The following is a 17,033-nucleotide window of genomic DNA, read 5'->3' as shown; positions in this document are numbered from 1 at the left end:
GCTGTCTCACCACACCTCCGCTGCCGCCAACGGTCTGCCACCGCACTGGGAAATGCTGTCGGTGGCCGTCCCGATCCGACCATTCCACAGATTGCCGCATCCCCGTGTGGCCCGCATGTGAAAATGACGTGGGATCGCTAGAATGCCCGCTTTGCCACGCTCGCGGCGTTGATCATCGCGGACCCGACGATTCTTCTTTGACACGTTCATGCACACTGATCCTTCGCAACGCATCGTTATCACCGGACTGGGTGTCGTCACGCCTTTGGGTAACGACATCGAACCTTTGTTGTCCGGCCTACGCGAAGGCCGTTCGGGGATCCGCACGCTGACCCGTGTGCCGTTGGGCGTTCTGCCCGTCAACCACGGTGCCGAAGCAGCAGAATTCACCGGCCACATCGACGACTACGGCCCCCTGGAAAAAACCGTCAAGCGGAACATCCGAAAGGGCAGCAAAGTGATGTGCCGCGAAATCGAAATGGGTGTCGCGGTCGCCCAGCGTGCAATGGCCGACGCGGGGTTCACCCATGATGCCTTCGATCGTGACCGGACCGGCGTGGTCTATGGCTGTGACTACATCATGTCGTTGCCCGATGAATACGCCGCCGGCATGCAAGCTTGCTTGGACGAGGAAGGCAAATTCAGCTTCACGCGTTGGGGCGAACAGGGGCTGCCGAAAGTCAATCCGCTTTGGCTGCTGAAGTACCTGCCCAATATGCCCGCCAGTCACATCGCGATCTACAACGATCTGCGCGGTGCGAATAATTCGATCACCGTTCGCGAAGCATCCGCCGGCAATGCGATCGGTGAAGCTTATTCGACACTGCGGCGGGGTCACGCCGATGCGTTGGTGGTCGGATCGACTGGATCACGGATCCACCCGCTGCGAACGTTGCACGCATCGATGCAAGAAACCTTGGCGTCGGACCGTGACGATTGTGAATCGATGAGCCGTCCGTTCAATCGCGACCGCGACGGCGGCGTGTTGGGCGAAGGTGCCGGGGCGATGATGCTTGAAACGCTGGCTCATGCCGAAAAACGCGGTGCCAAAATCCTGGGCGAAGTCGTCGGCTATGGAAGCAGCGCCGTCGGCCCGGCGGCGGGCGACGAATATCTGAAAACCGCGATCGTCAACGTGTTGCGCGCCGCTTTGGGAACGGCCAGCCCGAACGAGATCGGTCATATCAACGCCCATGGCTTGGGCACACCGCAATCCGATGCGGGAGAAGCCGCTGCGATCGCCCAAGTCTTTGGCGACGCGTCATCCCAACCGCCGGTGACGACCGTCAAAGGCCACTTCGGCAACTTGGGTGCCGGCGGCGGAATGGTCGAAGCAATTGCCAGCCTTTGCTCTCTGGGCGATGAACTGTTTCCGATCCGCAACTTGACCGACTTGGACTCGAACTGCCCGATCAATGCAGTCACCGGATCGGGAACCCCTTCGGGCGATTCTTTCATTAGCGTCAACGTGACGCCGCAAGGCCAAGCCAGCAGCGTTCACATCCGCCGCTTCGCCGCCTAACGCAGCGTTGTTGCGAATCACTTGGCCACCTTTACGTGATCGATGCGATGGTGGCGTCTGGATCGATTAATTCGATTGTGCCAGCGTCTTTGTGATTTAGGCGATGCCCATCGACTTTTCCGATCAGCTTGACCGTGCCGCTGCGCCGATGCCTGTTTCTGAACCAGGACCAGTTCACGCCGCGTTGCAATGAAACCGTGGCGTCTTGTGGCTAGGAAGCCGTGCTGTACCCACGACCGGAATGTGACACCGACAATTGGTGTGACATCCCAAGCAACGGAATCCTCGCTCGTGTCAAAGTCTGATCAACGCCCTCATCATCTGCGTCTTCACATCAACCGTGGCGACGATTCAACGACGATCGCCACTTCCACACGACGTCGACCTTCGCGACGTGCCGGCGCATCAAAGGTGCGAACCGGATCTCACCTTGCGGACAACGATGCGATCGATCGTTTCCTGCGTGCCTACACGGACGTGACCGGATGGCGTCTGGATGACGGCGATGCGGCGATGAAAGGATTGAAAGGCCCCAATTTTCAGCTGACCGCCGACGACGCTTTCGACGCGATGATGACCGCCGAAGACTTTGATTCGGGGATCCTGCCGGCGATCGGAAAAGCCGATGCGGAAAAGTTGGCCGCCGCCGCAGCCGAACTGACACGCCAGTTGACCGACAGCCAAGCAGCCCTGCGTTGTCGCGAAGCGGAACTGGCGGTGCTGGAATCCAAGTTCGGACGTGCCAGCGTCAAAATCCCATCGATCGCAGATGAACTGCAACGGATCTTGTCCGACGGTGTGGCGGCAACCGGATTCGACGCCGCCGCGTTGTACTTGCTGAACGAAGACACGACAGAGCTGAAACTACGATGTCTGTTCGGCCTGGATCCAACACGGTTGCTGGACCCGCCCCGCGACTTGGCCGATTGCCGTGCGGACTTGGAAGCGATGGTGTGTGGCGTTTGCACGATCGAAAATCAGCACGCCGTGTTGATGGACACTTGGAACTGCCCGGAAAGCGAATTCGGTCGCGCGATCTGTGCGACCGTCAATGCGGATGACCTTCCGCTGGGAACGCTGTGGTTCTATGGCCAACAACCCGTCGATGAAATCAGTGATGCCCAGGCCGCCGCCGCACGCCTGACAGCATCGCAGATCGCCAATGAAATGAATCGTGTGTCCATCACGGGCGACGCACCAGACATTGCACCGTCGTCATCCGAATCTGGTCCGACAATTCGTATCGCTGACGTCACCGAATCAGCCACGGACAAACAAGTGACGGCGCGGCCCGATCGTGCCGACGACGCATCGCTGGCATCACACCTGAATCGCCTGGCCGCCTGGCAATACGAAACCTTGGCGATTGGAACGCGAATCAGCGAAGACTTGTTTGTCGATGGATTGATCGAGTCCCCCAAAACCTGGGCCGTCGGATGGCATCACTGGGACGTCTTGCCCGACGGCATGGTCGCCTGGCTGATGGCCGAAGCGAACGATCCGACCACCGCTGGCGCAATGACCGCCGCATTCGCAAAGGCTGCAGCGATCGCGCACCTGGGATACCGACATGAGCTGTCGGGACTGCTGCGACGTGTCGGCGACAGCCTGTGGCAAATGGGCGTCACCGGCCAAACGTGTTCGCTGATGTACGCACGCCTGTCACCCGACAGCGGCGAAGGTGAAATCGTTGCGGCCGGAAACTTGTCCGCCATGATCGGCGGCGCGTTCGGTCATCGGCCATTGATCGCGGCGAATCATCGCCCGTTGGCGACCGATTTTGATCCCAGCTTTGCCGAATCTGAGTTTCAGTTGCAGCCTGGCGAATCGCTGCTGGGTTACAACGCGGGTCTCATCGAATCCAGCACCACGGATCACCTCGGCGGGCTGCTTCGCAAGTCGTCGCGTGGCGGATCACGACGTCCGCTCGCACGCATCGCCAAAGACTTGGACGGCACTCGGCTACTTTCCGAGCGATCCGCTGCCGTGATCACTCGCCGCGGCTAAGTCCTGAATCTCAGCACTGTCACCAGCGCACAAAAAAGGGCTCACCGGAATCATCCGACGAGCCCTTAGTGTGTCTTAGCACGGTCTGCCTTCAGGCAACCGATCAAGCAACCTTCTTACGACGCACGCGGCGTGCAATCCAGCCACCACCGGCCATCAAAGCAAACGCAAACGACGACGGTTCGGGAACTGCCGTTGCCGTAAACGTCCCCGTTTGGAAATCATCAATGATGTAATTCTCTGTCACGCCTCCAGTCGGAGTTCCGCTGAACGTGATCTTCACGCGGTTGAAGTTTCCTGGATCCAACGGCCCTCCGATACGTTCGTAACCTACGAATCGCGGGGTCATCGATGATCCGCCCGTAATACCTAAATCCTCATGGATTACGAAATCACCACCTGATTGCGTTTGGAGGTACTGCACATCAACTGAAACCCCGGCGGAAACAATCAAGTCGAATGCGACCGCATCCAAGTACGCTGGATCACCAGCCACACCACCGTCCGGGGCAGGAGTGTCTCCGAATCGAAAATCGATAAACACGGTTTCAGGACCGGAGAAGACGGTGCCGCCAGTACCGGTAACGCCATTTGAAATGCGTTGGTCAGGTCCATTGAGCGGGCTACCGCCTTCCGAAATAGCATTTCTACGAAGGACTGGGTTCGGGCGTCCGTTACTTGACCCGCCGTCATTAAAGTAGACCCCACCTGCGACGGAGGAATCTTCGTAACTGAAGAAGATCGAGGGGTTCAACGAAGTCGAGTTCAATTGTGTCGTAACTTGTTGGACACCTTCGGGATTCTGGAAATTCCAACCGGAACCCAGACCATCCGTTTCGAATGTCACGACCTGAGAAGCAGACGTCGTCATATCGTTGATGTCGTCAACGATCCCCACAGATTCGCTGATCGCCCCTTGTGAGTAACTCGCAAAGAAAAGCGTCGCTGTGGCTGACAGTACTAGTGTCGAAAAATTCACTCTCATTGCTGGTCGTCTCAAAGCTGAAGATTTTGGGGGGGATGGCCGGCGAAGGGACCCCGTTCCATGCATCGACCGATGCTAGGAACTTAATCCGAGTTTGACGGCTATTCAACGCGACAAACGCCCCAAGCCGCAGGATGTGCTCACAAGAAAGTGATCGCGGGGGAAGATTTTCACGCTAGGCCGACACCCTGCCTTGCTCAAACCCCGCGTTTTACGCATTCATTTCGACGACAATCGGGCGTTTTCCAGGGTTTATCTTCTCTGAAAACCCGCACTTTTTTTTCGAAACTTTTTCGGATTTTCTGCCTTCCCCGTGATTTCGTACAGAAAGGGGCTGGGGACCGTCGGACGTGCCTTCCCCCATTTGCGGCGTGTCAGCGAAAGCGACAGCGTCAACTTCTCCTGCGCTCGGGTGATGCCGACGTAGCACAGTCGGCGTTCTTCGGCGATGTCTTCCTCCACTCCGCTCTTGACGCTGCGGCTGTGCGGCAGGATGCCTTCTTCCAACCCCACCATGTAGACGACCGGGAATTCCAGCCCCTTGGCGGCGTGCATTGTCAGCAGCCAGACCGAATTTTTCAGAGCCAGCTTGTCCTTTTCGTTCCCCATCTCGCGTCCCGACAACGCAATGTCGGCCAAGAATCCGGTCAGGTCGGCTTCCTCGCGAGAATCTTCGAAGGCCGAAACCGCGTTGGCCAGTTCGCCCACCGACGCCGAGCGAGCGTCCCGTTCGTTGGGGTCTTCATAGTTGCGGGCGATTTCATCCATGTAGGCGGTCCGAGCCAACAAGGTCTCCATCGCTTTTCCGATCCCCTCCCCATTGGCCCGATCGGTGACGTCACGCTGGATCGCGATCAAGTCGTTGATGCCGCGAAGCGCCTGGCTGTTCAAGCCTTCAATCGAATGAGCGTCATGCATGACCGACCAAATCGGCTGGCCACGCCGCACCGCATGCTCCATCAGCGTGGAAATGGTCTTTTTGCTAATTCCACGCGCCGGCTTGTTGATGATCCGCAACAGTGCGACCTCGTCATCCGGCTGGGCGACCCATTTCAAATACGCCACAACGTCACGGACTTCGGTGCGATCGAAAAACGACTGAGATCCCAGCATCACGTAAGGCACGTCGGCTTTGCGAAGTTCCGTTTCGAACAACCGCGGCTGTTCATTGGTCCGAAACAGAATCGCGATGTCGCGTGGCTGGATGTGTTCGTTTTCGATCAGGTGTTTGATTTCGCTGACCGTGACTTTGGCTTCGGCAATTTCGTCCTTGTGCTGCAGAATTCGTGGCCGTGGGCCTTGGGGCCGACTGGGCTTGAGAATCTTGTCGTGCCGATGGGTGTTGAAGGCGATCAACCGGTTGGCCATCTCCAGGATCGCCCCGGTGCTGCGATAATTGTCCTCCAGCCAGACCACTTTGGCATCGTTCCAGTCGTCCGCAAAGCTAAGGATGTGCGAGACATCCGCGCCGCGCCAGGCATAAATCGACTGATCGTCGTCACCCACGACGCACAAGTTTCGGTGACGCATCGCCAAGTGCTTGGTGATCCGATACTGACACCCGTTGGTGTCTTGGTATTCATCGACCAGGACATGGTCGTACCGCCCGGCCTCTTCGTCACGAATGTCGGGATGCTGGTCGAACAGCATTTCGGTGTGCAGCAGCAAATCGTCAAAATCCATCGCCCCGCGAAGCCGCAGGCCTTCCTGGTAGCGACGGTACCCCGACGCGGCGAAGTGTTCCTTGTCGGTCGACGCCACCGAAGTCGATTCTTCCGGATGAATTCCCGCGTTCTTCCATCCGCCAATGATCGACAGCATGTCGGCCGGTTTGAGCGCCGTGTTGGGCAAGCGCAGTTCGCGCAGAATCCCGCGAGCCAGCGATTCCTGGTCGCTGCGGTCATAGATGCTGAACTTCGCCGGAAACCCGATCGCAGGAGCATGTCGGCGCAGAATCTGAACACACTGGGCGTGGAAAGTGCTGATCATCGGCTTGGGCGGTGCCTTTTCGCCGCGGCGGGTCCGCCGGCCCTTCATGCCCAGCAATTCTGCCACGCGTTCCTGCATTTCACCGGCCGCTTTGTTGGTGAACGTCACGGCCAAAATGCGATCCGGCGCGGTACCGTGCCGGATCAGATTGGCGATGCGAAAGGTCACCACCCGAGTCTTGCCGGTTCCCGCGCCCGCCAGCACCAACATGGGGCCGCTCAGCGTGCGCACCGCTTCGGCTTGCGGGGGATTCAACCCCGACAAATTGAATTCAGACAATTCGTTTGCCTTCGATCCGTCGTCGACAGTACCAAGCGGAAAAGGCGGCCCAGCGGTGACGTCATCACCGACGGTACCGCCGCAAAGTCATTGGGAAAAAGCTGAACAGAAGGTCTATCGCAATCGATCCCGATCGGGGACCAAGCTTGCCCCGCCGTTGGCCAACGGGATCAGCGTTCCCGTTTGCGGCTTGCGCGAATTCTGCATCGCTTGGCTGAACGGCACGGCAAAGCAGACGAAGTTACCGGTCGAAGTGTCCAGCACGTACAAGACCGACGGTGCCAAACGTTGGTTGGCCGATCCCTGAAAGTTAGCCGCGCCGGTCACCATGATGTACTTGCCACCTTTTCCACCGGTGCCCAGCGCATCGTTGACGTTGGCCGTAAAGCTGGCCATGAACTGGTTCAACCGAGGATAGATCACGTGACACTGCAGCAGGCCGCTGTTGTGATCCAGTACGAACAAGCCTTCGGCACGATCGCTGATCGGTCCCGTGGCGATGCTGTAATCTTCGCTAGCGACCGCGGCGGTCGCATCGATCAACGGCAGCGAATTCAAATCAACGGTTGCACTCTGGGATTGCCGACCGGCGAAAAACGCGGCTCCCACTCCGGCCACTGCCACCAGTGCCGCACCGGCAAACCACAGACGCCGAAGTCCGCCACAGCAACCGGTCACGGGGCTGGCCGGCTGATCGCCGGGCATCGCGTCAACAACTGGCAATCGACTTGAGTCAGACATCGTTCGCTCGGCTCCGAAGAAAAGCGGGGACAGGGCAGGATTGTGGGTTCGAATTTCACAGGTCGACGGTCGGCAACGGGAATTTTAGCCCGCGCCGCGGTGCGGCTTCGCATTGCGATCGACCCCCGACATCATTGTATGGCCGCAGCGATCACTTTACGATTCGCGCCATTGAATGCAAACCCTGTCGCCGACCAACGCATGGCAGAGCCCGACGATCGGCCCGCCGAACAGCCCTATCGAAATGTTGCCAGACCGTGACCCCGATGCCTCCGACGATCGCCCCGAACGGGCGGAGAGCGAATTTGCCGCGACCGATCGATCGCAGCGCGACATCTGTGTGATCTTGCCGGCCGGCGGCAGCGGTCGTCGATTTGCATCGTCCGACAACAAGGTCTTTGCGGCTTTGGCAGGGATCCCGCTGTGGATTCATACCGCCAGGCGACTTTGCCGGTCATCTCAAGTTTGCCAGCTGATCGTGGCGGCGTCCCCGACCGATCAGCCCACGTTTCGGCAGCACCTGGAACGCTGGCCACTGCCACGCCCGGTCGAAATCGTCGACGGTGGCCGCGAACGATTTGACAGTGTCCGAAACGCGATCGCCGCCGTCGACACCGACACAGCCAACTGGGTTGCCATCCACGATGCCGCCCGCCCCCTGGTCCCGACATCGGACATCGATTCGGTATTTGACGCCGCACGAGAAACCGGAGCGGCCATTTTGGCCAGCCCTTTGGCCGGATCGATCAAGCGTGACATCGGCCAGGATTGCCGGAACGTCGACCGACGCGACCTATGGATGGCGCTGACACCCCAGGTTTTCAAGCTGGACTGGATTCGTGAGGCTTATCAACGTCATCGCGGCTACCCGGTCACCGATGACGCGGCGATGGTCGAAGCGATGGGGCGACCGGTGCAACTGGTCCAAGGGTCACCGGCCAACCTGAAAATCACCTACCCGGACGACCTTGCCGTTGCCGAAGCCCTGATGCAAGCCCAAACATCCGATGCCCAGAAAAACTCCGGTGCAACGAACTGAAACCCAGCCCCCGATCCATCGCTAGATGATCCGGCCCCGACGATCCATTTAAAAATCGACGCCTTCCAAAAACACCCGATAATCGTGAACAGTCTGTTAGAAGATCTTCAGTGGCGTGGTCTGATCCACCAATGCACCGACCAAGACGCGTTGTCCAAATTGCTGGATTCCGGGTCGCAAACGATCTACATCGGCTTTGACCCGACGGCGACCAGCCTGCACGTCGGCGGGCTGATGCAATTGATGATGCTGCGACGCTTTCAGCGTGCCGGCCACCGCCCCATCGCATTGGTCGGCGGCGCCACCGGCATGATCGGTGACCCCAGTGGAAAGAGCGAAGAAAGAAATCTGCAAACCGCCGACCAGTTGGAACGCAACGTCGCGGGTGTCGAAGCTCAGATGCGACAGTTCCTGGATTTCGACGGCGATGACGGCGCGATCCTGTTGAACAACTATCAATGGATGAAGGATTACAGTTATCTGGAATTCCTGCGCGACGTCGGCAAAAACTTTCCCGTCGGCACGATGCTGGGCAAAGACTCCGTGCGTTCGCGACTGGGCAGCGATGCGGGACTGAGCTACACCGAGTTCAGCTACATGCTGTTGCAAGCCTATGACTTTGTCTACTTGGCCCAACATCACGGCTGTCAAATTCAGGCCGGCGGAAGCGATCAATGGGGCAACGTCACCGCGGGCATCGACCTGGGTCGGCGAATGCTGGGCAAGACGCTTTACGGATTCACCGCGCCGTTGCTGACGACCAGCGATGGCCGAAAGATGGGTAAGACGGAAAGCGGCGCGATCTGGTTAGATCCCCAGCGAACCAGCCCGTATGCGTTCTACCAGTATTGGATCAACGTCGAAGATGCCGACGTGATGAAGTGCATCGCGTACCTGACAGAAATCGATCGCGAGGAATACGAATCGCTTCAAAGCGACACGGAATCCAACCCGGGCGCCCGCGCCGCACAGAAACGACTGGCTCAGTGGATGACCGAATTTGTCCACGGACAACAAGGTCTGGATTCGGCCCTACGCGCATCGAAAATCTTGTTCGGTGGCGAAATCGGCGACGCAGATGACGCTCAATTAAAAGAGATCTTTGCGGACGTCCCCAGCGAAACGGTGCCGCGCGACCGCTTGTCGGGCGAAGGCCTGTGGATCGTCGAAGCACTGCAGATTTCAGGGCTGGTATCCAGCAGCGGCGAAGCCCGCCGTGCGATCAAGGAAGGCGGCGTTTATGTGAACAACCAACGTGCCGGCGATCAGCAGATGAAGCTGACCATCGATGACTTGGCCAGCGAATCGATGCTGGTGTTGCGCCGCGGCAAACGCAAATACTCGCTGCTGCGTTTCGAATAACCGGAGCGATCATTCGCCACGGTGATACAAGCGGTTGAAACGTTCGGGATCAAACGGGTCACCGACCGGCGGCAATCGTGATGGTTGATCCGAGTTCACTGTGCTTGTGAAATCCGTTGACGATTCCTTTGCTTGCCAATCATCCCGATCGATCACCTCATCTGACTCACTATCACTTGCACCGGAGACGGTATCCGACGCGGGACGGTTGCGAATCCATTCTCGCAAACCATCCACCAGCGCTTTTTCACTGGGCTTGATCGGCGGATGCCCCGCACCACCGTGGGCGGTAGTCGCCAATTCGATGAATGACGCACCGCCGGTGCGATCCAACCGAGCCAGCAAGCCGTCCAGATTGCGACGCGTGCCATCGGTCGATGGTCGGCGACCACCACCGGGTACGACCATCTTCCAAGCCGAATCACCGGTGTGGCTGTGGCATCCACCACATCGGTTGATCAACAGCGGCTGGATCCGCCGCGTGAACTGGATTTGTTTTTCATTGTGCCGGCGACTAGCAGAACGTCGGCCGGGGGCTTCGATCGGATCATCGGTGTGATAGGCCACCGGACGAATTTCCGCATCACCATCGGATTCATTCACCCGCGTTTGCAAATCGGAAATTGCGACCGCTGGGGAGATGTCTTGCGTTTCGCTCGCCCGCGTCGCACGCAATCGTTGAATCTGTTGTTGCAAAACGGCGACTTGGCGATTGCCGGGATCGAAACGGTCGATCTCCGCCAGTGCCATCAGGGCATGATGCCACAAGCCGTACCGTAAACACCATCGAGCGTCGGCCAACCGGGTTTCCACGCGATCACCGCGTCGATGAGCCACTCGATACTGATAAATCTGTTCGATCGAATCCGCCCAGCATTTCACATTCTGGTAGGGCACCGTTAGTGCGGCGCCCGCGTCCTGTCGGATCTCCACCTTGGAACCGACCTGTTTCGCGACGCCGAAGATCACGTTGTCGTTGCTCAGCAAAACGCACGGCCGGGACCCAGCGTCTGAAGCGGAATCCGCCGATTCCAAATCCGCAGCGGATCCGGCAACACCGAAGCCCAGCAAGTTGACACACAGAAAACCGACGCACAGAAAACTGGCGCGAAGCAAACCGAACGTCATCGCACATCGCGCCATGCGGTCTTCGTGTTGCCACAACGCGTCGGCTGTCCGTGGGAAGGGGCAATGGCGTGGCTGGTCGAAACGTTGGATCCGGTGCACTTTCATGCATGGTGGCTATCAAACGATGGCGGTCGAAGTCAAGATTTTCTTGACGCTCGGCCGTTCAGCGTGCGGGTCTGTTCGACACAGGTGACCGGACGGCCCCGCCTTCTTTTCATCAGGCACAGCTCAACTTGTCAGGCACAGCTCAACAGGCTCAGATCAACAGGCACAGCGACGATGCACCTTTCCGGCCAACTGCTGCGACTTCGCATCCCCGACCGTGGCCCCATTCGAGCCGGCCAGCCGGGTCGCGCCGCCAGTGGCGACACTGCCACCGATCCTTCACTCGACCGCCCAGTTCCGCTTGATTCACACCCCGTCGAACTGGTCCCCGGCCAGATCTGGATCCGGCACGGGCGGATCGAACGCGTTGCGTGGGGCGAAACTAGCCAAGATGCGGACCTGGGGGGTGATGACTGTGTGATCATGCCGGGCTTGGTGGACGCCCACCTTCACTTGCCCCAGTTCGACGTCATCGGTGCCCACGGGACCACGCTCCTCCGCTGGCTGAACGAATCCGTCTTTCCCGCCGAATCTCTGTGGTCCGCTCCCGAATACGCCGCGGCGATGACCGAGCGTGTGATACGCCAACTGCATGGCGTGGGCACGACGGCGATTGCCGCCTACGCGACCGTTCATCACCAGGGGACGATGGCGGCCCTACGAACGGCCCAAAGAATGGGCGTGAAAGGAGTGATCGGCCAAGTCTTGATGGATCGCGAGGCCCCCGAAGCTTGGCTGGAAAATTCCGACCGCCAGATCGAAACCGCGTCGGCGACCTTGGACGCCTTTCCGCCCGGATCCCCGTTGTCAGCGGCCGTCACACCGCGATTCGCCGTCGCCTGTTCGATGGATCTGCTAAGGCGGGCCGGTGCACTGGCGAAGCAGACTCGAGCCATCGTTCAAACGCATTTGGCCGAAACGGTCGCCGAGTGCGATTTGGTTTCCCAGCGTTTCGATGGTCTGGATTACGCCGGCGTTTATGACCAGGCGGGACTATTGCATTCGCGATCCATCCTGGGCCACGGGATCCACCTGGATGAAAACCAAAGGAGAAGGCTGGCGGATCGCGGTGCCCACATCGCCCATTGCCCGACGGCGAACAGTTTTCTGCGTTCAGGTGTGATGAACCGAGAAACGCTGATCGAATCGGGCATTTCCGTCGGCTTGGGCAGCGATATCGGTGCCGGTTACGAACGCAGCATGGTCCGCGTCGCCCGCGCAATGATCGAAGCGGCCGCTTCGATCGGCCAGCGATTCCCGACGGCCGCTCAGGCCTGGTGGCAAATCACCCATGGCAATGCCCGTCTGATCGGCATGCCGCCCGGTGAACGCCTGTCGCCGGGCCGACCAGCCGACCTGATCATCGTGCGGCCGGATGACGATTGGCACAGTCGCCTTGCGGATCCGCTGGCGGGTCTGATGTTCGGTTGGGACGACCGCTGGATCCGGCAAACGATCGTCGACGGCCGGATCGTCTATCCATCGCGTTGAGCCGAATCGGACGACTTTCGCGAGCCGGGAACTTGCAACCATCGGCCAAGGTGTCAGGTTCGCCTTCCCAAGAACGGTCGGCCTGGACAGAATACCCAGCCAACATCCCTCGCTCGCGTGCGGGCCAGGTTGCGGCCGACCGTTCCCCGTTGCCCGCCGCCGACTTTCCATCGGCCTCGCACGCTTCGTCCAAGCACCGCCCAATGCGGAGTCATTGTGGAACGCCGCCTGTTTACCTTTGTCCTTGCCTCCTCGGCGTTTTTCGTCGTCTACATGGGTCTGCGGATCCTGTTCGATGTTCAACCGCCGCCCCCCGCCAACGGCGATCCTGCCGGAGTGCGACCGGCCGCGGAATCGCTGGCCGACGCCGACACCCCGTCGGATGCCGATGACGCGACGGCCGCCGACGATTCGGAGACCGCCGACAACGCGGAGGCGACCACCGATTCCGATCCGATTGTCGCAGCTGAATCCGCCGACGAATCCGCCGCCCAAACGCAGGCCGAAGACGCCGAAGCGGTGGACCGTCCCGGCCGTCAAACTTGGGCGTCCCTAGGGTCGATGGCCCCCGATTCGCCGTACTTCATGATGGTCACCCTGACCAACCGAGGCGGCGGAATTGAACGGATCGAGCTGACCGAACGCAACGAAAACGGCCGTCTAAAGTACCGCCGGGTGGACACCCGCAGCGGATACATGGGTTACCTGGCCGGCCAACCCGCGTCACGGATCGATGGCGTCGCCGTCAACGTCGTGGGGCAGGGGACCCCGGCGGCCACCGCGGTTGCCGAATCCGGCGAAATCGGGCTGCGTGTCGGTGACGTCGTGATCGCGGTCGCGGGCACCCCGGTCACGACTGCCGATGAAATCGATCAGGCATTGATCGACACCGAACCGGGCGACGAAGTCACGTTGGAAGTCATCCGTGGAAAGCCGCAAAACGATCCGGAAAGCGACAGTGCTTCGTCGTCAGATCAAACGTTGGTGTTCAAGGTCACGCTGACCGAACACCCATTGGATTTGGTTCGCTTGGCGTCCCAGGGTGGTCCGGAACAGGTCCCCGGCAACCTAACGCGGCTGTCGTGCCTGCTGTCGCTTGAAAAAATCAATCGCAAATCCATCCCGGCCGGCGGCAGTCGGATCAACGGGATGCTGGACGCGACCGCTGCGCTGTGGGAAAGCGAAATCACGCCGGCCGACGATGGCGATGCCGACAAACCGGCCGGCGATTTGCGGGCCGTGTTTCGGCTGCCCTTATCGGCGGCCGATCTGGATGACGCATCGTCGGGCCTGGAAATGCAACGCGGTTACACCGTGCGTCCTGGCAGCTATGACATCGGGTTGGATGTCCAGATTCGCAACCCCGGTGATTCACCCCAAGAAGTCGCCTATCGCTTGGAAGGCGTCAACGGGATGACGCTGGAAGGTTGGTGGTACAGCAACAAAATCAGCCCGAACTGGGGCGGTGCGGCCGCCCGCGATGTCGTCTACAAGACGCCCGCGATGGGTCACGATTTGATCAGCGGTTATGCGATGCTGAAACAAGCACGCAACGAACCGCAAAGCCCCAATCATGTGATCTTTGCCCCCGACGGTGATGACCGATCCAAACAGCTCAGCTACATCGGCGTGGACGCCCAGTATTTCACCGTGGCGTATGTGCCCGGCGAAGGCGAAGCGATGAATTCGTTCCGCCGTGCGGTCGCGGGAATCGTCGCGGACCCCAAGGCGATCCCGGATGATCAAGAACGTGCCGTCAACGTTTCGTTCTACGTCGACAGTAATGTGGCCCAACTGGGACCCGGCGAATCATTGCAAGAACAGTTGGTGCTGTTCGCCGGCCCCAAGCGGCCCGAACTGCTGGCCAATTATGGACTGGGCGACACGATTTATTACGGCTGGTTTTCCTGGCCCGCCAAATTGCTGGCCGGTGTCCTGCACTTCATGTATTCGCTGATCGGCAACTATGCGGTCGCGATCGTCATGCTGACGGTCGTGGTGCGTGGCATGATGTTTCCGCTAAGCCGCAAGGCAGCGATCAACGCCCAGAAGATGCAAGAACTTGCACCGGAGATGAAAAAGATCGCCGAGAAGTACAAGGACGACATGGAAGGTCGTTTGAAGGCCCAGCGGGAATTGCAACAACGCGTCGGGTTCAATCCGATGGCCGGTTGTCTGCCGATGTTCCTGCAGTTGCCGATCTTCATCGGTTTGTACCGCGCGCTGTCGGTCGACATTGAATTGCGACAAGCGGCGTTTGCGTCATGGACCAACTGGGCATCCAACTTGGCCGGTCCTGACATGTTGGCCTACTGGGGCGATTGGTTGTGGGAATACCTTTCCGGGCGTGGAACCGGATGGTTGGGACCGTACTTCAACATCTTGCCGGTGGTCGTCATGGGCCTGTTCTTGATGCAACAAAAGATGTTCATGCCGCCGGCAACCGATGAACAGACCGAAATGACACAGAAGGTGATGACCTACATGACCCTGGTCATGGGGCTGTTTTTCTTCCGTGTCCCGGCCGGGCTGTGCATCTATTTCATCACCAGCAGCCTGTGGGGCATCTGCGAACGCATGATCGTCAAACGCACGATCCCGCAGGGCAAGCACTTTGACTCGGCGGTCTTGGAAGGCACCGCGGCACGTTCGTCGTCGTCATCCAGCCTGGCCGACCGCTTGCGTCAACAGCTTGCACCGGAGGAGCCGCAAGCCGAGCGGCCGAACAAACGCAAACGCCCGGTGATCACTCAAAAGGGCGGCAAAAAGCGACGTTAATCCTTGGCCCAATCCGGTTGCCGCCGACCTATTCCTTCACGGTGAATTTCCACTTCGTCGTCGTTTCGTAAGCCTTACCAGGCCGCAGGATCGTCGACGGAAATTCGGGCTGGTTCGGACTATCGGGAAAGTGTTGGGTTTCCAAGCAGAACCCGCCACGATGCACGTAGGGTTGTCCCGACTTGCCCGTCAAACGACCGTCCAAGAAGTTGCCACAGTAAAACTGAACCCCCGGTTCGGTCGTGGTGACTTCTAGCACGCGACCGCTGATGGGTTCGTGAACGCGGGCGGCCAAGGCCATGCCCTTGCCTTCGCGGTCCAGCACAAAGTTGTGGTCGTATCCGAGACCGAATTTCAGTTGCTGGTGATCTTGGCCGATGTCACGGCCGATTGCTTTGGCCTCGGTGAAGTCGAACGGGGTACCGCTGACCGGTGCCAATTCGCCGGTGGGGATCAAGGTTTCATCGACCGGCGTGAATCGCTTGGCGTTGATCAACAACTCGTGATCCAAAATCGTCCCGCGACCTTCGCCCTTCAGATTGAAATAGGTGTGCTGGGTCAAATTGACCGGCGTCGCCTTGGTGGTCGTCGCGTGATAGTCGATGATGACTTCGTTATCGTTGGTGAGGGTGTAGGTCACCGTGACGTCCAGCTTGCCGGGATAGCCTTCTTCCATGTCTTTGGCGGTGTACCTCAACACGACCGCGTCACCCCGGTCGGTGGACTTTGTTTCGGCGTTCCAAACCACTTTGTCGAATCCAATGATCCCCCCGTGCAAATGGTTCGGCGGATTGTTCTTCGCCAGCGTGTAAGTCTGGCCGTCCAATTTGAAGGTCCCTTCGGCAATGCGGTTGCCATAGCGGCCCACGACCGCACCAAAGTACGGCTTGTCGACCGCATTGATGTACTTGTCGACGCTGTCATACCCCAGTGCGACATCGTCAAACTTGCCGTCACGATCCGGGACTTTGATGCTGGTAATGATCGCGCCAAAGTTGGTCACGCTGATTTCCATGCCCGACGAATTTTTCAGCGTGTAAAGCCGGATCGAATCAAAATCCGCCTGCTGGACATCCGCCATCACGGGACTTGCAACAAAGACCGCCATCAACACCAAGCACAGCCGCCGACAAATTCTCGGCAGTCCGATCGCAATGCGTGGTTTCGCCGGTCGGGTGTTCGAGGACGCAGCCAAATCGAATTCGGACATTTTCAGTTTCGTCGATGATGTGGAGTCGTGGGCCGTGAATCGGATCGCGCCGCGTAGGACGGACCGAGCAGAAATCTGATTGTGGTTCGCTGGACACGGGCGTGCAACGCAGGCGAAAGCCATCAGGCTAATCCAGCGAAAGCCATTGGGCACCGCAGGCAAAAGCGACTGGGCACCGCAGCAATTGACCACCTCACCGCGGCAGGGGCTACACTGAAGGCACTGGTGAACGTCGGTCTTGGTGAACGTCTTGAGACATTCCCCGTGCCGCTGCGAACGGCTTCGCTGCAAACGTTTTGCCAGGCCCGATACGTTTTGCCAGGCCCGATACGATGGATTGTCATCGTCCCGCCCCGACGCCTTGCTTCAACCCGCCGCCTTGCTTCAATCCCCTCAT

Annotated in this window: 12 protein-coding genes; 6 read left to right on the top strand and 6 right to left on the bottom strand. The window is 59.2% G+C overall.

All coding sequences use genetic code 11. The features are described 5' to 3' along the window. Window positions 1-6: 6 nt before the first annotated feature. A complete protein-coding gene (locus HFP54_RS08840; protein WP_146415539.1) occupies window positions 7-210 on the bottom strand; it encodes a hypothetical protein in 204 nt (67 codons plus the stop codon). On the opposite strand from HFP54_RS08840, the gene HFP54_RS08835 reads away from it, so the two are divergent. Further along, window positions 209-1,522, top strand: coding sequence for a beta-ketoacyl-[acyl-carrier-protein] synthase family protein (locus HFP54_RS08835; protein ID WP_168564860.1), 1,314 nt, complete (start codon window positions 209-211; stop codon window positions 1,520-1,522). The two genes, HFP54_RS08840 and HFP54_RS08835, sit on opposite strands and share 2 nt — an antisense overlap. 291 nt (window positions 1,523-1,813) lie before the next feature. Continuing rightward, window positions 1,814-3,529, top strand: coding sequence for a SpoIIE family protein phosphatase (locus tag HFP54_RS26150; RefSeq protein ID WP_168564859.1), 1,716 nt, complete (start codon window positions 1,814-1,816; stop codon window positions 3,527-3,529). Between the two features lie 103 nt (window positions 3,530-3,632). On the opposite strand, the gene HFP54_RS08825 is transcribed toward HFP54_RS26150, so the two are convergent. From HFP54_RS08825 to HFP54_RS08815, 3 genes are all read right to left on the bottom strand, one after another. Continuing rightward, complete coding sequence (locus HFP54_RS08825) at window positions 3,633-4,514, bottom strand: hypothetical protein (protein WP_168564858.1); 882 nt, start codon at window positions 4,512-4,514, stop codon at window positions 3,633-3,635. 252 nt (window positions 4,515-4,766) lie between these two features. Further along, window positions 4,767-6,782, bottom strand: a complete 2,016-nt coding sequence (locus HFP54_RS08820) for an ATP-dependent helicase (protein WP_146415543.1) — start codon at window positions 6,780-6,782, stop codon at window positions 4,767-4,769. Window positions 6,783-6,896: 114 nt separating this feature from the next. Next, window positions 6,897-7,523, bottom strand: coding sequence for a hypothetical protein (locus HFP54_RS08815; RefSeq protein WP_146415544.1), 627 nt, complete (start codon window positions 7,521-7,523; stop codon window positions 6,897-6,899). A gap of 175 nt (window positions 7,524-7,698) precedes the next feature. Between HFP54_RS08815 and ispD the strand changes: the two genes are divergently transcribed. Beyond that, entirely contained in the window at window positions 7,699-8,562 is an 864-nt protein-coding gene (gene ispD / locus HFP54_RS08810; RefSeq protein WP_235951498.1) for a 2-C-methyl-D-erythritol 4-phosphate cytidylyltransferase, read from the top strand. 84 nt (window positions 8,563-8,646) lie between these two features. Further along, window positions 8,647-9,924, top strand: coding sequence for a tyrosine--tRNA ligase (gene tyrS / locus HFP54_RS08805; protein ID WP_315853866.1), 1,278 nt, complete (start codon window positions 8,647-8,649; stop codon window positions 9,922-9,924). A gap of 9 nt (window positions 9,925-9,933) precedes the next feature. Here tyrS and HFP54_RS08800 read toward each other — a convergent pair whose 3' ends face one another. After that, window positions 9,934-11,088 carry a hypothetical protein gene (locus tag HFP54_RS08800; RefSeq protein ID WP_168564857.1) on the bottom strand — a complete coding sequence of 385 codons (1,155 nt, stop codon included), beginning with the start codon at window positions 11,086-11,088 and terminating at the stop codon, window positions 9,934-9,936. 243 nt (window positions 11,089-11,331) lie between these two features. On the opposite strand from HFP54_RS08800, the gene HFP54_RS08795 reads away from it, so the two are divergent. Together HFP54_RS08795 and HFP54_RS08790 are read left to right on the top strand one after the other, a co-directional pair. Further along, complete coding sequence (locus tag HFP54_RS08795; RefSeq protein ID WP_168564856.1) at window positions 11,332-12,648, top strand: amidohydrolase family protein; 1,317 nt, start codon at window positions 11,332-11,334, stop codon at window positions 12,646-12,648. A 216-nt stretch (window positions 12,649-12,864) separates the two neighbouring features. Beyond that, window positions 12,865-15,426: a YidC/Oxa1 family insertase periplasmic-domain containing protein gene (locus tag HFP54_RS08790; RefSeq protein ID WP_168564855.1), complete on the top strand. Its 2,562-nt coding sequence runs from the start codon at window positions 12,865-12,867 to the stop codon at window positions 15,424-15,426. Between the two features lie 28 nt (window positions 15,427-15,454). Here HFP54_RS08790 and HFP54_RS08785 read toward each other — a convergent pair whose 3' ends face one another. Further along, window positions 15,455-16,534, bottom strand: coding sequence for an aldose epimerase family protein (locus HFP54_RS08785; RefSeq protein ID WP_168565201.1), 1,080 nt, complete (start codon window positions 16,532-16,534; stop codon window positions 15,455-15,457). Window positions 16,535-17,033: the final 499 nt, after the last annotated feature.

Origin of the sequence: Crateriforma spongiae (assembly GCF_012290005.1) — a bacterium.
GTDB lineage: Bacteria > Planctomycetota > Planctomycetia > Pirellulales > Pirellulaceae > Crateriforma > Crateriforma spongiae.
Note: the sequence above shows the minus strand (reverse complement) of the source record. Positions and strands in the feature narration are given on the sequence as shown.